We start from the raw sequence: 20,243 nt of genomic DNA, 5'->3' as shown, positions 1-20,243 counted from the left end.
CCGTCACCGAGCGGGTGCCAGCCCGTGCGGCAACGTGCCCCACGGATGATCGCCCACGCCCGGCACCGCACAGTGCACGGTGGCCCCGCGGGCACGCGCAGGCTCCGTCAGGTCGACACCCGCCGGGACGCCGTACACCAGGTGGCACAGCCGCACTCCGGTGGCGCCCCGCCACGGCTGCGGGCCGAGCCGGGTGTACGACGCCCAGGGCCCCTCGAAGGTGACCAGGAGGTCGGCGATCCTGGCGTACGACGCGTGCGGCGCCGTGCCGTGGTTCAGGGCGAGCGTGCCGTGGCCGGCACCCCACGCTGCCGTCGCGAGCCGCTGGTAGTGGCCGAACTCCGCCTGCCCAGCGGCGACTTGGTCGAGGAAGACGCCATCCGCACGGTACCAATCGCGGTGACGGGTGATGTCGCGTACGACGTCGGCGTGCGGCCTGCGGCCGTAGTCGGTGTCGGCGTAGCCGAGCACCCGTACGTCCACCGCCCGCAGACGGGCCGCGACCTCGGCGAACGCCGGGTCGGGCGCGTCGCCGGGGCCGCTGGCCGGGTTCAGTACGACCCCGTAGAGGCGGGGCGCGGCGGCGATGATCGCGTCCCATTCGGCGGGGCGGACGGACGGGTGCTCGTAGTAGGGGATCAGCAGGTCGGTCATCGGTGAGCGGTCACTCTCCCCAACAGGGCGCAGACCAGGGCAGCCTGGGCCACCGCGGCCGTCCCGTGGACGATCAGGGCGACCCAGTGCGGATTGCCGGTGTGCGTCACCACGGCGGCCGTCTGGGCGAGGGCGGCCGCACAGCAGATCGCCACCGCGCCGGCCACCGCGCCGAAGGACTGGAGCAGCAGGGCCGTCCACAGGACCACGCCCAGCAGAAGCAGACCGGCGAGGCGGACACCGGCGATGCCCGAGGTGTGCGGCCACAGGGCCGACGTGGCGAGGCTGAGCGCGAGCAGGGTGACCAGGTAGGCGGCGAGGCACTCCACGACCGTGAGCACCGTCGTCCGCCGGAACGCCCTCGGCGTGCTGCTGGAGCGCAGGCCCGCCAGGCTGCCGCTGCGGAAGCGGTACAGCAGCCATTCGGCGGGGCCCATGCTGAGGGTGAGGGCGACGGTTCCCTCTCCGGAGAGGGCGTCGCCGAGGGCCGCGTAGAGCACCAGGACGCCGGTGGCGAGGCCGAACAACGCGTACGGGAGCGATGCGGAGAGGCGGGGGGCCGTTGCCGTGGCTCGGCTGCGGGTGCTTGGTGGCTTGTCGCGCAGTTCCCCGCGCCCCTTGCGGGGTGCGACTTCACGTAGGCCGAGGAGGGCCACCACCATCAGTGATCCCAGCAGCAGGATCAGTCTTGCGACGTCCGGCACGGAGTAGACCAACGACACGACCGCGCCCGCCGTCATCGGTGCCAACGCTGCCAGCAAGGCACGTTCGCGGCCCATGACGAGCAGGATCGTGGCGGCTCCGAGGTAGCAGGACTGCGCGGCGGCGAAGGCGACCACCGTCGGCCAGTCCGGTCCGGCCACGGACAACGCGACCAGGGCCCCCAACAGGGCACCCACCGGCGCACCGGACAGCAGCGAACGGCGGGCGGCCGATCGATCCCCCAACCCCAGCCAGACGTAGGCCCGATGCGCCAGCCCTTGGTTCCAGGTCCAACCGACCAGGGCGCCCGCCAGCAGCGGGAGCGTGGCCGGGGGGAGGCCGGAGGCGGCGCGGGGGCCCGCGAGCAGCGGGGCTCCGAGGACGTAGCCGAGGCCGGGCAGGGCGAAGAGCAGGCCCCGCAGGAGGCAGCCGACGAGGCCCGCCTGCCAGGGGTCGTGGGGCGGGCCCTCCGGCTCCGGGTAGCGGCGCTCGCCCCGTTCGTACAGTTCCTCGGCGAGGGCGAAGGAGTTCTTGACGCCGTAGCGCTCGCGTATCTGGTCGTCCGAGAGGCCGTCGGACTCCAGGAGCGCGGCGATCTCGTCGGGGTGGACGGCGGCGGCTATGAAGTCGTGCAGACGTGCGGCGAGTTCGTCGATGGGGTCGGGCCGGGCCCAGCTGGGCCGGTCGCGCTGGCGCGGGACGGCGGGCAGGGTGTCGGAGCGGGAGCCGGGCGGCACCCAGAGGCTGCCGCTCACCAGCCGGTTCCGTCCGTCGCGACCTTCTCGTACCAGGGGTCGCGCAGTTCGAGGGTCCAGTCGGCGACCGTCTCCAGCGTGGGCTCGTACACCTCGGGGCTGCCCGCGAGCTCCTGGTAGATCGTCCGGAAGTTGTCCACTGAGCGGCGCAGTGTGAAGCGGTCGATCACGCGCTGCCGTGACAACTCGCCCAGTTTCAGGCGCCGTTCGTCGTCTTGGAGGAGGGTGAGGGCGGCGGCCGCCATCTTCTCCGGCTCACGGGGTGGGACGACGAGTCCCGTGTCGCCGACGGCCTCGCGCACTCCCCCGACGTCCGTCGAGACGGTCGTACGGCCGCAGGACATGGCCTCGATGATGGAGAACGGAAAGCCCTCGGAGATGGACGACAGCATCACGAGGTGCCCGGCCGCGTAGGCGCGCCAGACCTCGGTGATGCGGCCCTCGAAGGTCAGGGCGTCCGTGACGCCGAGTTCGGCGGCGAGCTTCTCCAGCTTGGTGCGGTAGGCCTCGCCGCCGGGCGGGACCGGGCCGAACAGCCGCAGCCGGGTCTCCGGGAGCTCGGCGCGGACCATGGCGTAGGCCCGCAGCAGGGTTTCCAGGTCCTTGATGGGGTCGACACGGCCGCACCAGGTGAGGGTGGGGACCTCGGGCTCGGGGCCGGCGTGCGGGAAGGCGTGCGGGTCGACGCCGTTGTAGACGGTACGGATCTTGTCGGCGTCGGCGCCGCCGCGCTCCTCCCAGCGGCGGTTGTACTGGTTGCACGGGGTGATCAGATCGGCCGTGCGGTAGCCGAGCGAGTTCAGCTCGCGGTAGAAGCCGAGCATGAACGCCTTCACGGGCCAGCGCTGGGCGTCGCCGCGGTAGCCGAGGTAGCGCTCGCGCAGATAGATGCCGTGCTCGGTGAGGAGGAAGGGCACGCCGTCCAGCCTGCGGGCGGCGAGGGCCGGGAGGGTGGCGAATCCGCTGCTCACCGCATGGGCGACCGAGTCCTCGGGGATGCGGACCCCGAGGGGACGCAGGGCGTGTTCGAGCAGGTCGGTCGCGGTCAGGGCGTCGTGGACGGTGGGGCGGGCCGCCGCGGTCGGCAGATGCGGCATCGTCCATATCCACATCAGCGAGCGCAGCGCGGATTCCGTGCGCAGGGCCGCCGACAGGCGTCCGTCGCGGGCGAGTTCGGCCAGCTCGTCGAAGGCTTCGCCGAAGTCGCAGTGGGCCTCGGGGTCGAGGAAGGAGAGCAGGAAGCGCTCGTAGGAGTCGGTGAAGCGGCGCCGGGCCCGGCCGTACGGAGGTCGCTTGTGCCCCGGACGCGGGCCCCAGGTCGGTACGGAGGTGTGCCGGTAGACGTTCGGCGGCAGCTCCCAGGTGACGGGTTCCCGGCCGGTTCCGGTCAGCGACACGATGTGGAAGTCGACCTCCGGCATGCCCTTGACGAGCTGGTCGCACCAGGTGCTGACGCCGCCGTGGACATGCGGATAGGTGCCTTCGGTGAGCATGGTGACATGACGGCCATGGCGCATCACGCGCGTTCCCCCCTGTGGAACAAGTTGGTGCCTCGGCCCGGAAGCGCACCCCGGCAGGTCGGTCGTGAGATGGCCGGGGTGCGCCTCAGGTCCGGCTGAGCCGCGCTACGGCAGCCTGAGCTTGAGAGCGGTCTGCAGCAGCCCCGGCGTGGTCCACGCCGAGCGCTCTCCCGCGTACGGCGTCCCGAACGCGCTGGTGCCGATGAGGAGTTGCTTGACGGTCCCCTGCGGTGCGGTCACCGGGATCTGGGTCCCGGACGGGGCGTTGACGGTGACCGTGTCGCCGATGCGGTACGCCGTCACGGAGCCCTTCGCGAGAGCGGACTGCCAGGCGGCGCGGCGCTGCAGCTCCGTGCCGATGGCGCTCTGCGCGAGGTTCTCCACCGGGGTGTTGTCGGCGAAGAGCGCCCGGTAGTCGGCGAGCACCTTGTCCAGGACCGGGTACAGCGTCCGGTCCTCGGCCAGGTTGGACTGGTGGGCGTAGTGCGGGCGCGGGTCGTTGCTGATGGCGTGCCCGAGGGCGGTGCGTGCCTCCAGCGGGACGATGTGGTCGTCGTACCCGGTGGCCGTGTCCAGCGGCTCGTCCAGGCAGGTGGAGGCGGGGTTGTTCTCGCAGATGCCGCTGCCGCCGTCCGCGGCGGAGGTGTAGATCCAGTTGTACTCGTCGGCCATCTCCTCCTCGGTACCGACGTTGTAGTACACGTTCATCGGGTACCGGGGCACGGTCAGCGCGGCGCCGACCGGACGCTGGGCGGGGTCACGGGAGTTGTCCGAGGCGATCCACTTGACGCCGTTGTCGGCGAGGGCGCGGGCGAGGTTGGGGTTGTCGTCGGGCTGCTGCGGCAGGGTCTTCAGGCCCGAGTGCTCGCCGGTCACGAGTTCCGTGCGGTCGAGCGGGAGTCCCTTGGTGACGCCCCAGTTGTGGTTGTCCCTGATCTGCGCCGAGATGTCCGCGCGGCTCATGTACCGCGTCGACCCGTCGGCGTTCTTGGCACAGCTCCACGGCACGGTCGAGGTGTCCTGGACGCAGCCGAGGAACGGGTGCGTGTAGGTGTGGTTGATCCAGCGGTACTGCGCCCTGTCGGCGAGCAGCTGGGTCGCGAGGGGGTCCGTGCCGCCGTTCTCGCTCTTCCACTCCTCGCCGGAGCCGGCGTTGTAGACCATGTCCAGCTTGAAGCCGCGCTCGCGCTGCCACTGTGCCGCGCGGACCGCGTCCTCGGCCGTCATACGGATCGGCGGGGTCTCCTCGCCGCCACCGCCCACGCAGTCGATGTCACCGGGCGTGCAGTTGCGCTCGGTGTCCCAGCGGGCGTCGGGCGCGAAGACGTCGTCGACGTGCACCGCGAAGTAGTTGCGGGCCTGACCGAGGTGGACTCCCTGGGTCAGCCATTCGACGATGCCGCGGGCCAGGACGCGGAACTGCTGCTGGTACTGGTTGTACGCGAAGGTCACGACCAGTTGCCGGCGCCCGTCGTTGGTGTACTCGCCGACCAGGCTGCCGCGCCCGGAGCCACCCGGCACGGGCACGTCGACGTAGCTGGTGAAGCCGGCGCGGGGCCGGGCGACGAAGCCGTAACTCTCCAGTACGGACGGGTCGTTGTCCTCGAACGCGAAGGCGCCGTCGAGATAGCCGAAGTACCCCGACTTCCCCTGGGCCGTGACCGAGGCCTGCTGTCCGTCGAGGCTGCCCGCGAAGCCGCCCTCGCTGGTGTAGTCGAGGCCGACGCCCGGGTGGGCCCAGGTGTAGGCGTCGACCTGCGGGATGCCGTAGGTCCGCTCGTAGCTCTCCAGCGCGGTCTGCTCCGCCGAACCCTCGCCGAAGGGGGCCTCGTTGGGCAGGACGACGCCCTGGAACTTGGCGCGGGGCGTGCCGCCCACCGTGTCGCTGAGGAACGCGGCGGTGACGGTCGGGCGGTCGGCGTCGGTCAGGTCGACGGTGGTGTACGGGATGCCGGTGCTCTTGAGCTGGGCGGTGATGGCCTGGACAGGCGCGTCACCGTTGTCCACGACCAGCACCCTGAGATCGATGCGCGGCTCCCCCGCAGCCGCGGCGCCGGGTACCCCCAGACCCAGCGACAGCAGACCGGCGGCCCCCAGAACGGCAGCCGTGTTTCTCCATCTGTGCGCACTCTGCGCCATTGATCGTTCCTTCCCCCCAGAAGATCCCCTTGTGGCCGGTTGCGGTGAATCGGCGGAGGATCCGTGGAAATCATGCAAAGCGGCGAGCTGACAGCTCACCGGAACCAGACGAGTGTGACTCAGCTCACCGGTCCCGAGAATCAGGAAATGGCCGCGACGCCACCGACAGGTGAACGTCCGAAGGAATGAGCGAACGCTCACACGAGCGTAGGCTCGTGCCGAGTGTTCGCCGTACCGGGGAAGGCCCCGCTGAAACCGCACCCATAGGTGGTAACTAGGGTCGGCCGTCGGGCCCGGTCGACCCACACCATTCGGCCACTGCAACTTCACATCGGAAGCGAGATTTCACCACCGTGACTGCTCTCACTCTCAGCACCGCCGCGGCGCCCGGCCTGCGCGCCGACGCGATCGTGATCGGTGTCGCCAAGGGCTCTGGTTCCAAGGCCGCGGGACCGGTCGTCGCCCCGGGCGCCGAGGCCGTGGACAAGGCGTACGACGGCAAGCTCGCCGGCGTCCTGGAGACCCTCGGTGCCACCGGTGCCGAGGGCGAGGTGACGAAGCTCCCCGCGCCCGCCGGCTTCAAGTCCCCCCTCGTGGTGGCGGTCGGCCTGGGTGCCGCGCCCGAGAAGGACGCCGACTACGACGGCGAGGCGCTGCGCAAGGCCGCCGGCGTCGCCGCCCGCGCCCTCGCCGGCTCCAAGAAGGCCGCGTTCGCGCTGCCGCTGAACGACGCCGCCGACATCGGCGCCGTCGCCGAGGGCGTGCTGCTCGGGGCGTACGCCTTCGACGCGTACAAGGACAACGGCAAGAGCGACCGGGACAAGAAGAACGGCAAGGGTCCCCTCGCCGAGGCCGCGCTGCTCGGCGGCAAGTCCCGCGACAAGGAGCACAAGGCGGCGATCGAGCGCGCCACCGCCGTCGTCGAGGAGCTCAACCGCGCCCGCGACCTGGTCAACACCCCGCCCAACGACCTCAACCCCGAGTCCTTCGCCGCGGTCGCCTCGACGGCGGCCAAGGAGCACGGCATCAAGGTGCAGGTGCTCGACGAGAAGGCGCTGGCCAAGGGCGGCTACGGCGGCATCCTCGGCGTCGGCTCCGGATCGGCGGCCGGACCGCGGCTGGTGAAGCTGTCGTACACGCACTCCAAGGCCGACAAGCACCTCGCGCTCGTCGGCAAGGGCATCACCTACGACTCGGGCGGCATCTCGCTGAAGCCGGCCGGGCACAACGAGACGATGAAGTGCGACATGAGCGGCGCGGCCGCCGTGTTCGCCGCCGTCGTCGCAGCCGCGCGGCTCGGGCTGCGCGTGAACATCACCGGCTGGCTGGCGCTCGCCGAGAACATGCCGTCGGGGTCCGCCGTGCGTCCCGGTGACGTGCTGCACATGCTCAGCGGCAAGACCGTCGAGGTGCTCAACACGGACGCCGAGGGCCGGCTGGTGCTCGCCGACGCGCTGTGGGCGGCCTCGCAGGAGAAGCCGGACGCGATCGTGGACGTGGCGACGCTGACCGGAGCGATGGTGCTGGCGCTGGGCAACCGGACGTTCGGCGTCATGGGCAACGACGACGCGTTCCGCACCGCGATCGTCGAGGCGGCCGAGGAGGTCGGTGAGGCGTCCTGGCCGATGCCGCTGCCGGAGCACCTGCGCAAGGGGATGGACTCCCCCACCGCCGACATCGCCAACATGGGCGAGCGCATGGGCGGCGGGCTGGTCGCGGGGCTCTTCCTGCGCGAGTTCGTCGGCGAGGGCATCACCTGGGCGCACATCGACATCGCCGGTCCCGCGTTCAACGAGGGCGGGCCCTTCGGATACACGCCGAAGGGCGGTACGGGGTCCGCGGTGCGGACGCTGGTCCGGCTCGCCGAGCTGACGGCGGCCGGGGACCTGGGCTGACGTTGTCATGAGTGAGGGGGCTCCGCGCGCGGGTAGGGCGGAGCCCCCTCTTCCATGCCCTCCGCCATGCCCGCTCAACCGAACGTGGGACGTCTCACACACCGGCCCGGCGTCTCGTTCGGTGTGGACAAGTGCGAAGATGGGGCTCGGCAGGACAGGGCCCCACCACAGGGCCGAAGAAAGAGCGGCCGGACACCAGCCGCCGACCGGTCACCGCTGACCGGCGTAGGCGCACATGCATGGAGGACGTGACGTGGCGAACGACGCCAGCACCGTTTTCGACCTAGTGATCCTCGGCGGTGGTAGTGGCGGTTACGCCGCAGCCCTGCGCGGGGCGCAGCTGGGCCTGGACGTCGCCCTGATCGAGAAGGACAAGGTCGGCGGCACCTGCCTGCACCGGGGTTGCATCCCCACCAAGGCCCTGCTGCACGCGGGCGAGATCGCCGACCAGGCTCGTGAGAGCGAGCAGTTCGGTGTGAAGGCCAGCTTCGAGGGCATCGACATCGCCGGTGTCCACAAGTACAAGGACGGCGTGATCTCCGGGCTCTACAAGGGCCTCCAGGGTCTTGTCGCCTCCCGCAAGGTGACGTACATCGAGGGTGAGGGCCGGCTGTCCTCCCCCACCTCGGTCGACGTGAACGGTCAGCGCGTCCAGGGCCGCCACGTCCTGCTGGCGACCGGCTCCGTGCCGAAGTCGCTGCCGGGCCTGGAGATCGACGGCAACCGGATCATCTCCTCCGACCACGCCCTCGTCCTGGACCGCGTCCCGAAGTCGGCGATCGTCCTCGGCGGCGGCGTCATCGGCGTCGAGTTCGCCTCCGCCTGGAAGTCCTTCGGTACGGACGTCACCGTCATCGAGGGCCTGAAGCACCTCGTCCCGGTCGAGGACGAGAACAGCTCGAAGCTTCTTGAGCGCGCGTTCCGCAAGCGCGGCATCAAGTTCAACCTGGGCACCTTCTTCTCGAAGGCCGAGTACACCGCCGACGGCGTCAAGGTCACTCTCGCCGACGGCAAGGAGTTCGAGGCCGAGGTCCTGCTGGTCGCCGTCGGCCGCGGCCCGGTCTCCGCCGGTCTCGGTTACGAGGAGCAGGGCGTCGCCATGGACCGCGGCTACGTCCTCGTCGACGAGTACATGCGCACCAACGTGCCCACCATCTCCGCCGTCGGTGACCTCGTCCCGACCCTCCAGCTCGCGCACGTCGGCTTCGCCGAGGGCATCCTGGTGGCGGAGCGTCTGGCCGGTCTGAAGACCGTTCCGATCGACTACGACGGTGTCCCGCGGGTGACGTACTGCCACCCGGAGGTCGCCTCCGTCGGCATCACCGAGGCCAAGGCCAAGGAGATCTACGGCGCGGACAAGGTCGTCGCTCTGAAGTACAACCTCGCGGGCAACGGCAAGAGCAAGATCCTCAACACCTCGGGCGAGATCAAGCTCGTCCAGGTCAAGGACGGCGCCGTGGTCGGCGTCCACATGGTCGGCGACCGCATGGGCGAGCAGGTCGGCGAAGCCCAGCTGATCTACAACTGGGAGGCGCTGCCCGCCGAGGTCGCCCAGCTCATCCACGCCCACCCGACGCAGAACGAGGCGCTCGGCGAGGCCCACCTGGCCCTGGCCGGCAAGCCGCTGCACTCGCACGACTGACCCTCGGTCGACGAAGCGACGACTCAGACTTCCGCAATTCGTAAGGAGCAACCGAAACCATGGCGGTTTCCGTAACCCTTCCGGCGCTCGGCGAGAGCGTCACCGAGGGCACTGTCACCCGCTGGCTGAAGGCCGAGGGTGAGCGCGTCGAGGCCGACGAGCCGCTGCTCGAGGTCTCCACCGACAAGGTCGACACCGAGATCCCCTCCCCCGCCGCCGGCGTCCTGGCCTCCATCAAGGTCGCCGAGGACGAGACGGTCGAGGTCGGTGCCGAGCTGGCCGTGATCGACGACGGCACGGGCGCCCCGGCTGCCGCCCCGGCCCCCGCCGCCGAGCCGGAGCCGGCCGCTGAGCCGGAGCCGGCCCCGCAGGCCGCTGCCCCGTCCACCGAGCAGGCCGCCCCGGCTCCGGCGCCCAGCGCCGAGGCCGCCTCCGGCGCCGGCTCCGCCGAGGGCACGGACGTCGTCCTGCCCGCGCTCGGCGAGTCCGTCACCGAGGGCACCGTCACCCGCTGGCTGAAGTCGGTCGGTGACAGCGTCGAGGCCGACGAGCCGCTGCTGGAGGTGTCGACGGACAAGGTCGACACCGAGATCCCCGCCCCCGCCTCCGGCACGCTGCTGGAGATCGTGGTCGGCGAGGACGAGACGGCCGAGGTCGGCGCCAAGCTGGCCGTCATCGGTGCCGCGGGTGCCGCTCCGGCGGCCGCCCCGGCCCAGGAGACCCCGGCCCCCGCCGCCGCTGCCCCGGCCGCGCCCGCGGCTCCGGCCGCTCCGGCTGCCCCCGCCGCTCCGGCCGCGCCCGCCGCAGCCGCCCCGGCTCCGGCCCAGCCCGCCGCTCCGGCTCCCGCGCCGGCCGCCCCGGCCCCGGTCACCCCGGCTCCGGCTGCTCCGGCCGCCGCCAAGCCGACCGACGAGGGCGCCTACGTCACCCCGCTGGTGCGCAAGCTCGCCGCCGAGAACGGCGTCGACCTGGCCGCCGTCAAGGGCACCGGCGTCGGCGGCCGTATCCGCAAGCAGGACGTCATCGCCGCCGCCGAGGCCGCGAAGAGCGCCGCCGCCGCTCCGGCTCCCGCCGCTGCCGCGCCGGCCGCCAAGAAGGCGCCGTCCCTGGAGGCCTCTCCCCTCCGTGGCCAGACCGTCAAGATGCCGCGCATCCGCAAGGTCATCGGCGACAACATGGTCAAGGCGCTGCACGAGCAGGCGCAGCTGTCGTCGGTCGTCGAGGTCGACGTCACGCGCCTGATGAAGCTGCGCGGCCGGGCGAAGGACTCCTTCGCCGCCCGCGAAGGCGTCAAGCTCTCCCCGATGCCGTTCTTCGTCAAGGCCGCGGCCCAGGCGCTGAAGGCGCACGCGCCCGTCAACGCCAAGATCAACGAGGCCGAGGGCACGATCACCTACTTCGACACCGAGAACATCGGTATCGCGGTGGACTCGGAGAAGGGCCTGATGACCCCGGTCATCAAGCACGCGGGCGACCTCAACATCGCCGGCATCGCCAAGGCCACGGCCGACCTGGCGGGCAAGGTCCGCGCCAACAAGATCACGCCCGACGAGCTGTCCGGCGCGACCTTCACCATCTCCAACACCGGTTCGCGCGGAGCGCTCTTCGACACGATCATCGTGCCGCCGGGCCAGGTCGCGATCCTCGGTATCGGCGCCACGGTCAAGCGCCCGGCCGTCATCGAGACGGAGGAGGGCACGGTCATCGGCGTCCGCGACATGACGTACCTGACCCTGTCCTACGACCACCGCCTGGTGGACGGTGCCGACGCGGCCCGTTACCTGACGGCGGTCAAGGCGATCCTGGAGGCCGGCGAGTTCGAGGTCGAGCTCGGCCTGTAAGGACGCCGCCGGCCGAATGGGGCCAGCCCGTACGACGATGCCCTCTCCCCGGCTTCCGGGGGGAGGGCATCGCCATTGTGTCGACCGACCGAGCGTGTAAGTCTCCGTGTAAGTCTCGTCTCACCTGCACCAAAGCGCCCCCGCGCGCCCCTCCGGCGGAGCCTCCCGGCCTTATTGTCTAAACGTCAAACGCGCCCTAAGGAGCTCTCATGACCGCCCCCGTCATCCACTCGCTGCGCGAACAGATCCGCGAGCACATCCTGGAGGGGATCATCAGCGGGCGCTGGCAGCCGGGCGAGCGGATCGTGGAACGGCGGATCGCCACCGAGCTGGAGGTCAGCCAGACTCCGGTGCGGGAGGCACTGCGTGAGCTGGAGTCGCTGCGGCTGATCGAGTCCGCGCCCAACAAGGGCGTACGGGTACGGAGTCTGACCGCGGCCGACCTGGAGGAGAGCTACCCGGTCCGGGCCGGTTTGGAGGCCATCGCCGCGGAACTCGCGGCCGACCGCCTCTCGGAGGACTGCTCCGCCCTGGAGCCGCATGTCGCCGCTCTGTACGAGGCCGACCGCCTCTCGGACGGCACGGCCCAGGTGCGGCACACGGTCGCCTTCCACCGCGAGCTGGTACGGGCGGCGGGCAACTCGGTGCTGCTGCACACCTGGGAGGGCCTCGGCATCGAGGTGTTCACAGCCCTTTCCATCCGCTGGCTGGGGACGGTGCAGCAGTCGTACGCGGAGGAGCACGAGGAGCTGGTGGCCGCGTTCCAGCGCCGGGATCCCCGCATCGCCGAGATGGTCAAGGCCCACGTACTCGGGTGCGCACCGAGGCACGAAGGCGAATAGCCGGGGCCGGGGCTGCCGGTGCCCGTGGTGGCCCGGGGCGCCGTCGATGCGCTGGGGAGAGTTCACCCGCAGGCAACCCGTGTGCAGCCTGCCGGATGACATCGGCGCGGACAAAGGAGGCGTACTCCGCACGACGCACACGAAAGGCGGCCCCCATGCCGCAGATACTCGGCACGATCCTGACCCAGGTGGCGATCGCCCTCCTTGAGGCCGTTCTGGTCCGCCTGGCCATCCAGCTCTGGAAGGCGTTCGCCACGAGCGCGCGTCCGGCGGCCGCGCCCGCCTGAGCCGACCGCCACCCCGAGAGCCGAACCCGCGCAAGCTAGCCGCCCACGACTCATGTGAGCAGGGAAAACGCGGCACCGCGTGCCTGTTCTCCCGGCACCGGATGCCAATTTTCGCGGTATAGGGACCTTTTAGCCCTTCCCCCTTTGATCGATCATCGATCAGGGAGTTACAGTCGCCGACGGGCTTGCACCCAAGCCCTCCGCCCTGTCCTGCCAAAGACAAAGGGCACCCCCGAACCCTTGCCGATGAGGGAACCCCCTTCGACTGAGGAAGGCGGCGACATGACCGACCCCAACGCCATCCAGCCGAGCGCGCTCGACCAGCTCCCCGACCGTGATCCGGAGGAGACCGCCGAATGGCAGGCCTCACTGGACGCGGTCGCCAAGGCAGCAGGTCCGCACCGCGCCGCATACCTGATGCGCCGGACGCTGGAGCGGGCCGAGGGCACCGGCATCGCGCTGCCCAAGCTCCTCGAGACCGACTACGTCAACACCATCCCCACCCCCGTCGAGCCGTCCGCGCCCGGTGACGAGGCGATGGAAGCCCGTATCACCGCGTGGAACCGCTGGAACGCGGCGGCCATGGTGACCCGCGGCTCCAAGTACGGCGTCGGCGGCCACATCGCCACCTTCGCCTCCGCGGCCTGGCTCTACGAGACCGGCTTCAACCACTTCTTCAAGGGCAAGGAGGCGGACGGCTCCGGCGACCAGCTGTACATCCAGGGCCACGCCTCCCCCGGCATCTACGCCCGCGCCTTCCTCGACGGCCGCCTGAACGAGCAGCAGCTCGACAACTTCCGCCAGGAGGCCGGCGGCAACGGACTCCCGTCGTACCCGCACCCCCGCCGCCTGCCCTGGCTGTGGGAGTTCCCGACGGTGTCCATGGGCCTCGGCCCGCTCTCGGCCATCTACCAGGCCCGTTTCAACCGCTACCTCACCAACCGCGGCATCAAGGACGTCTCCGCGTCCCACGTGTGGGCGTTCCTCGGTGACGGCGAGATGGACGAGCCCGAGTCGACGGCGGCACTCGCCCTGGCCTCCCGTGAGGGCCTGGACAACCTGACCTTCGTCATCAACTGCAACCTGCAGCGCCTCGACGGCCCGGTCCGCGCCAACTTCAAGATCGTGCAGGAGCTGGAGGCCCAGTTCCGCGGCGCCGGCTGGAACGTCGTCAAGACGCTGTGGGGTACGGCCTGGGACGAGCTGTTCCAGCTCGACACGACGGGCGCGCTCGTACGCCGGCTGCGCGAGGTACCCGACGCGCAGGTGCAGACGTACCAGACCCGCGACGCCGCCTACATCCGCCAGGACTTCTTCGGCAAGGACCCGGAGCTCGCCGAGATGGCGAAGCTGCTGAGCGACGACAAGATCCTGGAGTGCTTCCACCTCTCCCGCGGTGGCCACGAGGCGCGCAAGGTGTACGCCGCCTACAAGGCCGCCGTCGAGTTCAAGGGCGCGCCGACGGTCATCCTGGCCCAGACGGTCAAGGGCCACACCCTCGGCGAGGGCTTCGCGTCGAAGAACGCCAACCACCAGATGAAGAAGCTGACGGTGGACGAGTTCAAGACGATGCGTGACCTGCTCGAACTGCCCATCTCCGACGCGCAGTTCGTCGACGGGGTCGTCCCCTACGGCCACCCCGGCGCCGACTCCCCCGAGGTCCGCTACCTCCAGGAGCGCCGCGCGGCCCTCGGCGGCCCGGCCCCGGCCCGCCGCGTCCACCCGGTGGCGCCGCTGCCCGCCCCCGCCGAGAAGGCGTTCGCCTCCTTCGACAAGGGCTCCGGCTCCCAGAACGTGGCCACCACCATGGCCTTCGTACGCCTGATCAAGGACCTGGTCCGCGACAAGGAGTCGGGCAAGCGCTGGGTGCCGATCGTCCCCGACGAGGCACGCACCTTCGGCATGGAGAGCCTCTTCCCCTCCCTGGGCATCTACTCGCCCAAGGGCCAGACCTACGAGCCGGTCGACCGCGACCAGCTCATGTACTACAAGGAAGCCCAGAACGGCCAGATCCTCAACGAGGGGATCACCGAGGCCGGTTCGATGGCCGACTTCATCGCCGCGTCGACCGCGTACTCCACGCACGGCGAAACGATGATCCCGTTCTACATCTTCTACTCGATGTTCGGCTGGCAGCGCACGGCCGACCAGATGTGGCAGCTCGGCGACCAGCTCGGCCGCGGCTTCCTCGTCGGCGCCACCGCGGGCCGTACGACGCTGACGGGCGAGGGCCTCCAGCACGCCGACGGTCACTCGCCGGTGATCGCGGCGACGAACCCGGCCGCCCTGACGTACGACCCGGCGTTCGCGTACGAGGTCGCGGCGATCGTCAAGGACGGTCTGCGCCGGATGTACGGCGAGGCGGCCCCGGGCGAGGACCAGAACGTCTTCTACTACCTCACCGTCTACAACGAGCCGCTCCCGCAGCCCGCGAAGCCCGCCGTGGACGGCGTCGACGAGGGCATCGTCAAGGGCCTGTACCGCTTCAACACGGCGGAGTCGGCCGGCCTGTCGCCGGTGGCGAACGCCCCGCGCATCCAGCTGCTCGGCTCCGGCACGGCGATCCACTGGACGCTCAAGGCGCAGCAGCTGCTCGCCGAGGAGTGGGGCGTGGCAGCCGACGTCTGGTCGGCGACGTCCTGGACGGAGCTGCGCCGGGACGCCCTCGAAGCCGACGCGGCCCTGCTGCGCGGCGAGGAGCGGATGCCGTACGTCCGTCAGGTCCTCCAGGGTGCCGACGGCCCGGTCCTCGCGGTCTCCGACTACATGCGCCAGGTTCCCGACCAGATCGCGCAGTGGGTCGAGCAGGACTACTCCTCGCTGGGCGCGGACGGCTTCGGCCTCTCCGACACCCGCGAGGCGGCCCGCCGCCACTTCGGCGTCGACGCCGAGTCGATCGTCGTCGCGGCCCTGGCCCAGCTCGCGAAGCGGGGCGAGGTCCAGGCGACGGCCGTGAAGGAAGCGCGCGAGAAGTACGGCCTGTAAGGGCTGACCTTCCTGGTCTGCGGCGAAGGGGTACGGCGGCTGCCGTGCCCCTTCGCCGTCATTGGGGCCGTCGTCAGCGGGTTCGTTGTCAGTGGGCCCCGGCATGATGGCCGTATGCGTGCTGCCCGGCTCATCAAGATGGTGCTGCTTCTCCAGTCCCGGCCTGCCATGACCGCGGCCGAACTCGCGCGTGAGCTGGAGGTCTCCGAGCGGACCGTCACCCGGGACGCGCAGGCCCTGTCCGAGGCCGGGGTTCCGGTGTACGCGGATCGGGGGCGGGCCGGCGGCTACCGGCTCATCGGCGGGTACCGGACCAGGCTGACGGGGCTCGGGCGCAGTGAGGCCGAGGCGCTGTTCCTGAGCGGCGTTCCGGGCGCGCTGCGGGAGATGGGACTGGAGGACGCCGCCTCCGCCGCCACGCTGAAGGTGTCGGCGGCCCTGATGCCCTCGCTGCGGGACGCCTCCCGTTCCGCCTCCCAGCGGTTCCATCTGGATGCCCCGAACTGGTTCAAGGAGCCGAGGACACCCGAGCTGCTGCCGGTCGTCGCGGACGCGGTGTGGGACGACCGGCGGATCGTGGCCCGGTATCGGCGCGGGGAGAGCGAGGTCGGCCGGGAGCTGGAGCCGTACGGGCTCGTGCTGAAGGCGGGGGTCTGGTATCTGTGCGCCCGCGTGGCGGGGCACGGCTCGTATCGGGTGTACCGCATCGACCGGTTCACCGCCGTGGACCGGGGCGAGGAGCGGTTCGAGCGGGACGGTGAGTTCGATCTGCCGAGCTTCTGGGAGGAGCGGGCCGAGCAGTTCGCGCGGTCCCTGCTGCGGGCCGAGGTGGTGGTGCGGGTGTCGCCGGGCGGGGTGCGCCGGTTGCCGTACACCGTCGATCCGCAGTCCGCGCGGGAGGCGCTGCGGGCGGCGGACGCCCCGGACGGGGACGGCTGGGTGACGCTGACGCTCCCCGTGGAGTCCGAGGAGGTCGCCCACACCCAGCTCGCGTCGCTGGGGCCGGAGGTCGAGGTGCTGGCGCCTCAGTCGCTGAGAGAGCGGTTCACGGACGACGCGATACGGCTGGCGGCGCTGTACGGGGCCTGACCCGGGCGCCCGCCGGGCCCGGTCCTGCCCGGCCGCCCAAGGTCCGTACGCCCATAACAATCCGTCGCACTCCACGTGCGCCCCACCCGCACAGGGCCGATGCTGGACCCGTGATGGACGAGACGGAGTTCTGGGAGCTGGTGGACGGCGCCCGTGAGGCCGCCGAGGGCGACCCCGAGGAGCAGGCCGACCTTTTGGTGGAGCGACTGCTCCAGCAGGACCCCGACTCGGTGCTCGACTTCGCCCGTCACTTCGAGGCCCGCTACAACCGCGCGTACACCTGGGACCTGTGGGGCGCCGCCTGGGTTCTGCTGGACGGGGCCAGCGACGACGCTTTCGACTTCTTCCGGTGCTGGCTGATCGGCCAGGGCCGCGAGGTGTACGAGGGCGGTGTGCACGACCCAGACTCGCTCGCCGACGTGCTGGACGACTTCGACGAGGAGTTCGACGGCGACGCCGAGGAGCTCGGCTACGCCGCGGACGAGGCCTACGAACAGCTCACCGGCACCGTCGCCCCCGACCTCGGCATCCCGCCCGCGCCCCCGGAACCGGAGGGCACGCCGGTCGACTTCGAGAACGAACGGGCGCTGGCGGACCGGTATCCCAAGCTGTGGGAGCGCTTCAAGGACTGAGACAGGTTCGGGGGCAGGCCGGCGGAAGGCCTCAGCCCGCTCACGCCGGGACGGTCCGCCTGCGGCCGGGGTCCGACGGGATGTACGCCTGCGTCTGCGCCTGGTCGGCCTTCACCGCGTGGTGCAGCGGCGCCTTGTTGGCCTGGTCCAGCGCGGACGCCGTGACGGCGGCCGGCCCCAGGACGACGGTCGCGACCGCGCAGACGACGGTCCAGGCCCGCTTGCTGCTGTGTTTGCGCGTGCCGTTGCTGCTGCTCATGATCCCCACCTCCGGTCAGTGCGTGTGCATGACGGTAGGGAGGCTGTCTCGGGGAGATCGTTGAGCCGGCTACGAGAAGCCTGTGAGCGGGCTGGTGAGAGGCCGGTGAGGGAGCCGGCGCGGGCCTTTCCGGAAGGTTCACGCGCCGTCTCTTGACCGGTTCCGTGATCTCCGGCTTAGGGTGACCGGACCGAACAGGAGCACCCTGCCCATGACCAGCCTGTACGTGCGGGAGATACCGCGCCAGGAGCATCTGGCCCACCTACGGCTGTATCCCGATGCGAGCCATCTGCAGATCCCCGAGTGGGGCGATGTGAAGCCCGACTGGCTGCCGGAGAGCGTGGGGTGGTTCGAGGGCGACGAGATGGTCGCGACGGCGCTCGTCCTGTACCGGCCCCTGCCCGGCACGCGGCGCTACCTGGCCTACCTCCCCGACGGACCCGCGATCGACTGGCACACGCCGCGCCTGGAGCGGTGGCTGGACCCGCTCGTCGCCCACCTGAAGCGGATCGGGGCGTTCTCGGTCCGGATCGGCCCGCCGCTCGTCGTACGCCACTGGGACGCGGCCGACGTGACGGCGGGCATCGCCGACCCGGCGACGGGGCATCTGCGCGACGTGCCCACGGCCGGCATCGACGGTTACGCGCTCGACGCCGCGGAGCGGCTGCGGCGGCTGGGGTGGCGGCGGTGCGAGGAGGACGACGGGAGCGGGTTCGGGCTGGGTCAGCCGCGCTACGGCTGTGAGATCCCGTTGGCGGGGCGTTCGGTGGACGATCTGCGCGATGCCCTCGCACCGCACTGGGAACAGTCGCTGCGCACGGCCGAGGCGGCGGGCGTCCGTGTTGCGTGGGGCTCGGCGGCCGACCTGCCCGAGTTCTACCGCCTGTACACCGTGACGGCCGCCCGCGACGGCTTCAAGGCCCGCCCGCTGGACTACTTCCGGCGCATGTGGGCGGCCCTGAACGCCGAGGACGAGGACCGGCTGCGGCTCTACCTCGCCGAGTACGACGGCGAGGTGCTCTCCGCGGCCCTCATGATCAGCGTCGGCTCCAGGGCCTGGCACTCCTACGCCGCGTCCGGCCGCCGGGGACGTGAACTGCGGCCCAGCAGCGCCCTGCTGTGGCGCATGCTGGGCGACGCCCGGGCCGCGGGCGCCGACACGTACGACCTCCGCTCCATCACCCCCACCCTCACGGAGGACCGCCTCCTCGGCCGCCTCCTGTTCAAGACCGGCGCGGGCGGCCGTGCGGTGGAGTACCTCGGCGAGTGGGAACTTCCGGTGGGGAGCCAGGGGAGGGTGTTGCAGCGGGCGCTGGGGGTTTATCTGGGGAGGCGGTGACCGGCCGGGGCGGGGTTGGGCCGGGGCGGCCGGGGGTGGGGCACGGCGGGCGGGGTTGGGGCCCCCGGGGTGGCCGGGGGGTGGGGCACAGCGGGCGGGGTTGGGACCCCGGGGCGACCGGGGGGTAGGGCACAGCGGGCGGGGTTGGGCCGGCGCGGCCGAGGGTGGGGCACGCCGCGCGGGGTTATGCCGGAAGGGCCGGGGGGTGGGGCACGCCGGGCGGGGTTACGCCGGAAGGGCCGGGGGGTGGGGCACGCCGTGCGGGGTTACGCCGGAAGGGCCGAGCAGTGGGGCACGCCGGGCAGGGTTGCGCCGGAAGGGCCGAGCAGTAAGGCGCGCCGGGGCAGCCGAGGAGTGGGGGCACGCCGGGCGGCCGAGACAGCCGTGGAGTGGGGGCACGCCGGGGCGGCCTGCGAGGGTCAGACCCGGGCAGCCGGGCGGGGCGGGTGAAGCCGGTTCGGCCCGGGGCGTGATCAGGCAGGTCCGCGCTGGAGGGCGGAGGAGGCCGGCGCCTCCCTGGAACTCCGGCAGGTGGGCTCAGGGCCGCCCTGCGGAAGGGCCGTCCCGGGCGCCGGGCGCCCGGCATCGGAGGTGTGCTCGGCGCACGGCAGCGGGGCCGCGGCAAGGACACCGCACGCGTCAGCTCCTGCCCTGCAGGCGGGCCGCCGTCTCCCTGATCTCCGGGAGACGCTCGCTGAGGGCCTCGCCCGGGCAACTGGTCATGTAACCGACGTTGTGGCCGGCGATCGCGGAGAACATCGCCGCGGTGCCGGACGGGTAGCGGCTGTAGCTGTTGCTGGAGGTCAGTCGGACCTTCGCGCGGGGGTCCGTGTCGGAGAGCCCCAGTTTCCAGGCGGCCACCGCGGCGATCGCCTCGGTCATCGCCTTCGGCACCGGCACGCCGGCCGTGAAGGTGCCGATGGCGGCGATGCCGGTGGTGCGGTGGTTGAAGCCCTGGGTGTGGGCGCCGGTCACGGGCCGGGCGATGCCGCCCTCGCGGCCCTCGTAGATGGTGCCGCAGCGGTCGACGAGGAAGTTGTAGCCGATGTCGTCCCAGTCACGGGAGCCGGTCTGGCCCGCGTACACGTACCGGATGATGCGGGGCACGTCGGCGCAGTCGTAGCCGTTGGGCGAGTCGGTGTGATGGATGAACACGGCGACGACCGTGTCGTCGTAACGCGGCGGCGGCTGGGCCCGCCGGGTCTCGTCGTCGAGCCAGGCCGACCTCGGCACGATGGCCGGCCGGGGCGCCTGATGCGAGTCGGCGGGCCGCGCCGCGACCGGCCGCGCACCGGCCGCGACGATCCGCTCGACGCCACTCGCGCACAACCCCAGCGCGAGAACGGCGGCGAGGCCGGGGACACAGCCGAGCAGCGCGAACGCGACGGGGTGTACGCGCCATCCCGAGGGCGGCTGCCACCGGCTCCGTGCCTGTATGCGGGCCCACCGACCGGCCGACGGCCCCCCGGCCCGCTCTTCCGGCACGTCCTGCCGCGGTCGCGGTTTCGACTGCACCTGCCGGGCAGGTTGTTCTCCGCCTGCGGGCAGACTTTGCGGGGCCGACGGTTCCCGTGGAGGCGGTCGGTCCCCCACCGGCGGCTGCTCCCGCCGTACAGGCCGTTCCGGTACCGGCAGCCACTCCGGCCCGCACGGATTTTCCCG

The 20,243-nt window shown here is 71.6% G+C and carries 15 protein-coding genes; 9 read left to right on the top strand and 6 right to left on the bottom strand.

The features are described 5' to 3' along the window. Positions 1 to 3 precede the first annotated feature (3 nt). The 4 genes from ACZ7L5_RS07500 to ACZ7L5_RS07485 form a co-directional block, all read right to left on the bottom strand. A complete protein-coding gene (locus tag ACZ7L5_RS07500; RefSeq protein WP_471515177.1) occupies positions 4 to 654 on the bottom strand; it encodes a spherulation-specific family 4 protein in 651 nt (216 codons plus the stop codon). Then, positions 651 to 2,111, bottom strand: a complete 1,461-nt coding sequence (locus ACZ7L5_RS07495) for a hypothetical protein (RefSeq protein ID WP_471515175.1) — start codon at positions 2,109 to 2,111, stop codon at positions 651 to 653. Before ACZ7L5_RS07495 ends, ACZ7L5_RS07500 begins: the two co-directional genes overlap by 4 nt. Further along, a complete protein-coding gene (gene pelF, locus ACZ7L5_RS07490) occupies positions 2,108 to 3,628 on the bottom strand; it encodes a GT4 family glycosyltransferase PelF (RefSeq protein WP_471515173.1) in 1,521 nt (506 codons plus the stop codon). The genes ACZ7L5_RS07495 and pelF overlap by 4 nt, the downstream gene beginning before the upstream one ends. Before the next feature lie 108 nt (positions 3,629 to 3,736). Then, on the bottom strand, positions 3,737 to 5,770 hold the full coding sequence (locus ACZ7L5_RS07485) for a hypothetical protein (RefSeq protein WP_471515171.1): 2,034 nt from the start codon (positions 5,768 to 5,770) through the stop codon (positions 3,737 to 3,739). 353 nt (positions 5,771 to 6,123) lie between these two features. Between ACZ7L5_RS07485 and ACZ7L5_RS07480 the strand changes: the two genes are divergently transcribed. From ACZ7L5_RS07480 to ACZ7L5_RS07445, 8 genes are all read left to right on the top strand, one after another. After that, entirely contained in the window at positions 6,124 to 7,665 is a 1,542-nt protein-coding gene (locus tag ACZ7L5_RS07480) for a leucyl aminopeptidase (protein WP_365062005.1), read from the top strand. A 253-nt stretch (positions 7,666 to 7,918) separates the two neighbouring features. Then, positions 7,919 to 9,307 carry a dihydrolipoyl dehydrogenase gene (lpdA, locus tag ACZ7L5_RS07475; RefSeq protein ID WP_467482427.1) on the top strand — a complete coding sequence of 463 codons (1,389 nt, stop codon included), beginning with the start codon at positions 7,919 to 7,921 and terminating at the stop codon, positions 9,305 to 9,307. Between the two features lie 59 nt (positions 9,308 to 9,366). After that, positions 9,367 to 11,148: a 2-oxoglutarate dehydrogenase, E2 component, dihydrolipoamide succinyltransferase gene (gene sucB / locus ACZ7L5_RS07470; protein WP_365062007.1), complete on the top strand. Its 1,782-nt coding sequence runs from the start codon at positions 9,367 to 9,369 to the stop codon at positions 11,146 to 11,148. A 209-nt stretch (positions 11,149 to 11,357) separates the two neighbouring features. Then, positions 11,358 to 11,990 (top strand): GntR family transcriptional regulator, encoded by a 633-nt coding sequence (locus ACZ7L5_RS07465; RefSeq protein ID WP_328882140.1) that lies wholly within the window; start codon positions 11,358 to 11,360, stop codon positions 11,988 to 11,990. A gap of 155 nt (positions 11,991 to 12,145) precedes the next feature. Next, positions 12,146 to 12,277, top strand: a complete 132-nt coding sequence (locus ACZ7L5_RS07460; RefSeq protein WP_328882139.1) for a hypothetical protein — start codon at positions 12,146 to 12,148, stop codon at positions 12,275 to 12,277. Positions 12,278 to 12,559: 282 nt separating this feature from the next. Further along, a complete protein-coding gene (gene aceE / locus ACZ7L5_RS07455) occupies positions 12,560 to 15,262 on the top strand; it encodes a pyruvate dehydrogenase (acetyl-transferring), homodimeric type (RefSeq protein WP_471515168.1) in 2,703 nt (900 codons plus the stop codon). 114 nt (positions 15,263 to 15,376) lie between these two features. Then, on the top strand, positions 15,377 to 16,351 hold the full coding sequence (locus ACZ7L5_RS07450) for a helix-turn-helix transcriptional regulator (RefSeq protein ID WP_471515166.1): 975 nt from the start codon (positions 15,377 to 15,379) through the stop codon (positions 16,349 to 16,351). A 113-nt stretch (positions 16,352 to 16,464) separates the two neighbouring features. Then, positions 16,465 to 16,983 carry a DUF4240 domain-containing protein gene (locus tag ACZ7L5_RS07445; protein ID WP_471515848.1) on the top strand — a complete coding sequence of 173 codons (519 nt, stop codon included), beginning with the start codon at positions 16,465 to 16,467 and terminating at the stop codon, positions 16,981 to 16,983. 40 nt (positions 16,984 to 17,023) lie between these two features. Here the strand turns inward: ACZ7L5_RS07445 and ACZ7L5_RS07440 are convergent, their stop codons facing one another. After that, positions 17,024 to 17,242, bottom strand: coding sequence for a hypothetical protein (locus ACZ7L5_RS07440; RefSeq protein ID WP_471515164.1), 219 nt, complete (start codon positions 17,240 to 17,242; stop codon positions 17,024 to 17,026). A 211-nt stretch (positions 17,243 to 17,453) separates the two neighbouring features. Between ACZ7L5_RS07440 and ACZ7L5_RS07435 the strand changes: the two genes are divergently transcribed. After that, a complete protein-coding gene (locus ACZ7L5_RS07435; protein WP_471515163.1) occupies positions 17,454 to 18,581 on the top strand; it encodes a lipid II:glycine glycyltransferase FemX in 1,128 nt (375 codons plus the stop codon). 639 nt (positions 18,582 to 19,220) lie between these two features. On the opposite strand, the gene ACZ7L5_RS07430 is transcribed toward ACZ7L5_RS07435, so the two are convergent. After that, entirely contained in the window at positions 19,221 to 19,955 is a 735-nt protein-coding gene (locus tag ACZ7L5_RS07430; RefSeq protein ID WP_471515846.1) for a peptidoglycan recognition protein family protein, read from the bottom strand. Between the last annotated feature and the right edge of the window lie 288 nt (positions 19,956 to 20,243).

It is taken from the genome of Streptomyces sp. NPDC107528, from assembly GCF_055639295.1.
Note: the sequence above shows the minus strand (reverse complement) of the source record. Positions and strands in the feature narration are given on the sequence as shown.

Excerpts from the sequence above, each read along its gene's own strand:
- ACZ7L5_RS07500 (WP_471515177.1), bottom strand. The coding sequence starts at position 654 with ATGACCGACCTGCTGATCCCCTACTACGAGCACCCGTCCGTCCGCCCC.
- pelF (WP_471515173.1), bottom strand. The coding sequence starts at position 3,628 with ATGCGCCATGGCCGTCATGTCACCATGCTCACCGAAGGCACCTATCCG.
- ACZ7L5_RS07485 (WP_471515171.1), bottom strand. The coding sequence starts at position 5,770 with ATGGCGCAGAGTGCGCACAGATGGAGAAACACGGCTGCCGTTCTGGGG.
- sucB (WP_365062007.1), top strand. The coding sequence starts at position 9,367 with ATGGCGGTTTCCGTAACCCTTCCGGCGCTCGGCGAGAGCGTCACCGAG.
- ACZ7L5_RS07465 (WP_328882140.1), top strand. The coding sequence starts at position 11,358 with ATGACCGCCCCCGTCATCCACTCGCTGCGCGAACAGATCCGCGAGCAC.
- ACZ7L5_RS07460 (WP_328882139.1), top strand. The coding sequence starts at position 12,146 with ATGCCGCAGATACTCGGCACGATCCTGACCCAGGTGGCGATCGCCCTC.
- aceE (WP_471515168.1), top strand. The coding sequence starts at position 12,560 with ATGACCGACCCCAACGCCATCCAGCCGAGCGCGCTCGACCAGCTCCCC.
- ACZ7L5_RS07450 (WP_471515166.1), top strand. The coding sequence starts at position 15,377 with ATGCGTGCTGCCCGGCTCATCAAGATGGTGCTGCTTCTCCAGTCCCGG.
- ACZ7L5_RS07445 (WP_471515848.1), top strand. The coding sequence starts at position 16,465 with ATGGACGAGACGGAGTTCTGGGAGCTGGTGGACGGCGCCCGTGAGGCC.
- ACZ7L5_RS07440 (WP_471515164.1), bottom strand. The coding sequence starts at position 17,242 with ATGAGCAGCAGCAACGGCACGCGCAAACACAGCAGCAAGCGGGCCTGG.
- ACZ7L5_RS07435 (WP_471515163.1), top strand. The coding sequence starts at position 17,454 with ATGACCAGCCTGTACGTGCGGGAGATACCGCGCCAGGAGCATCTGGCC.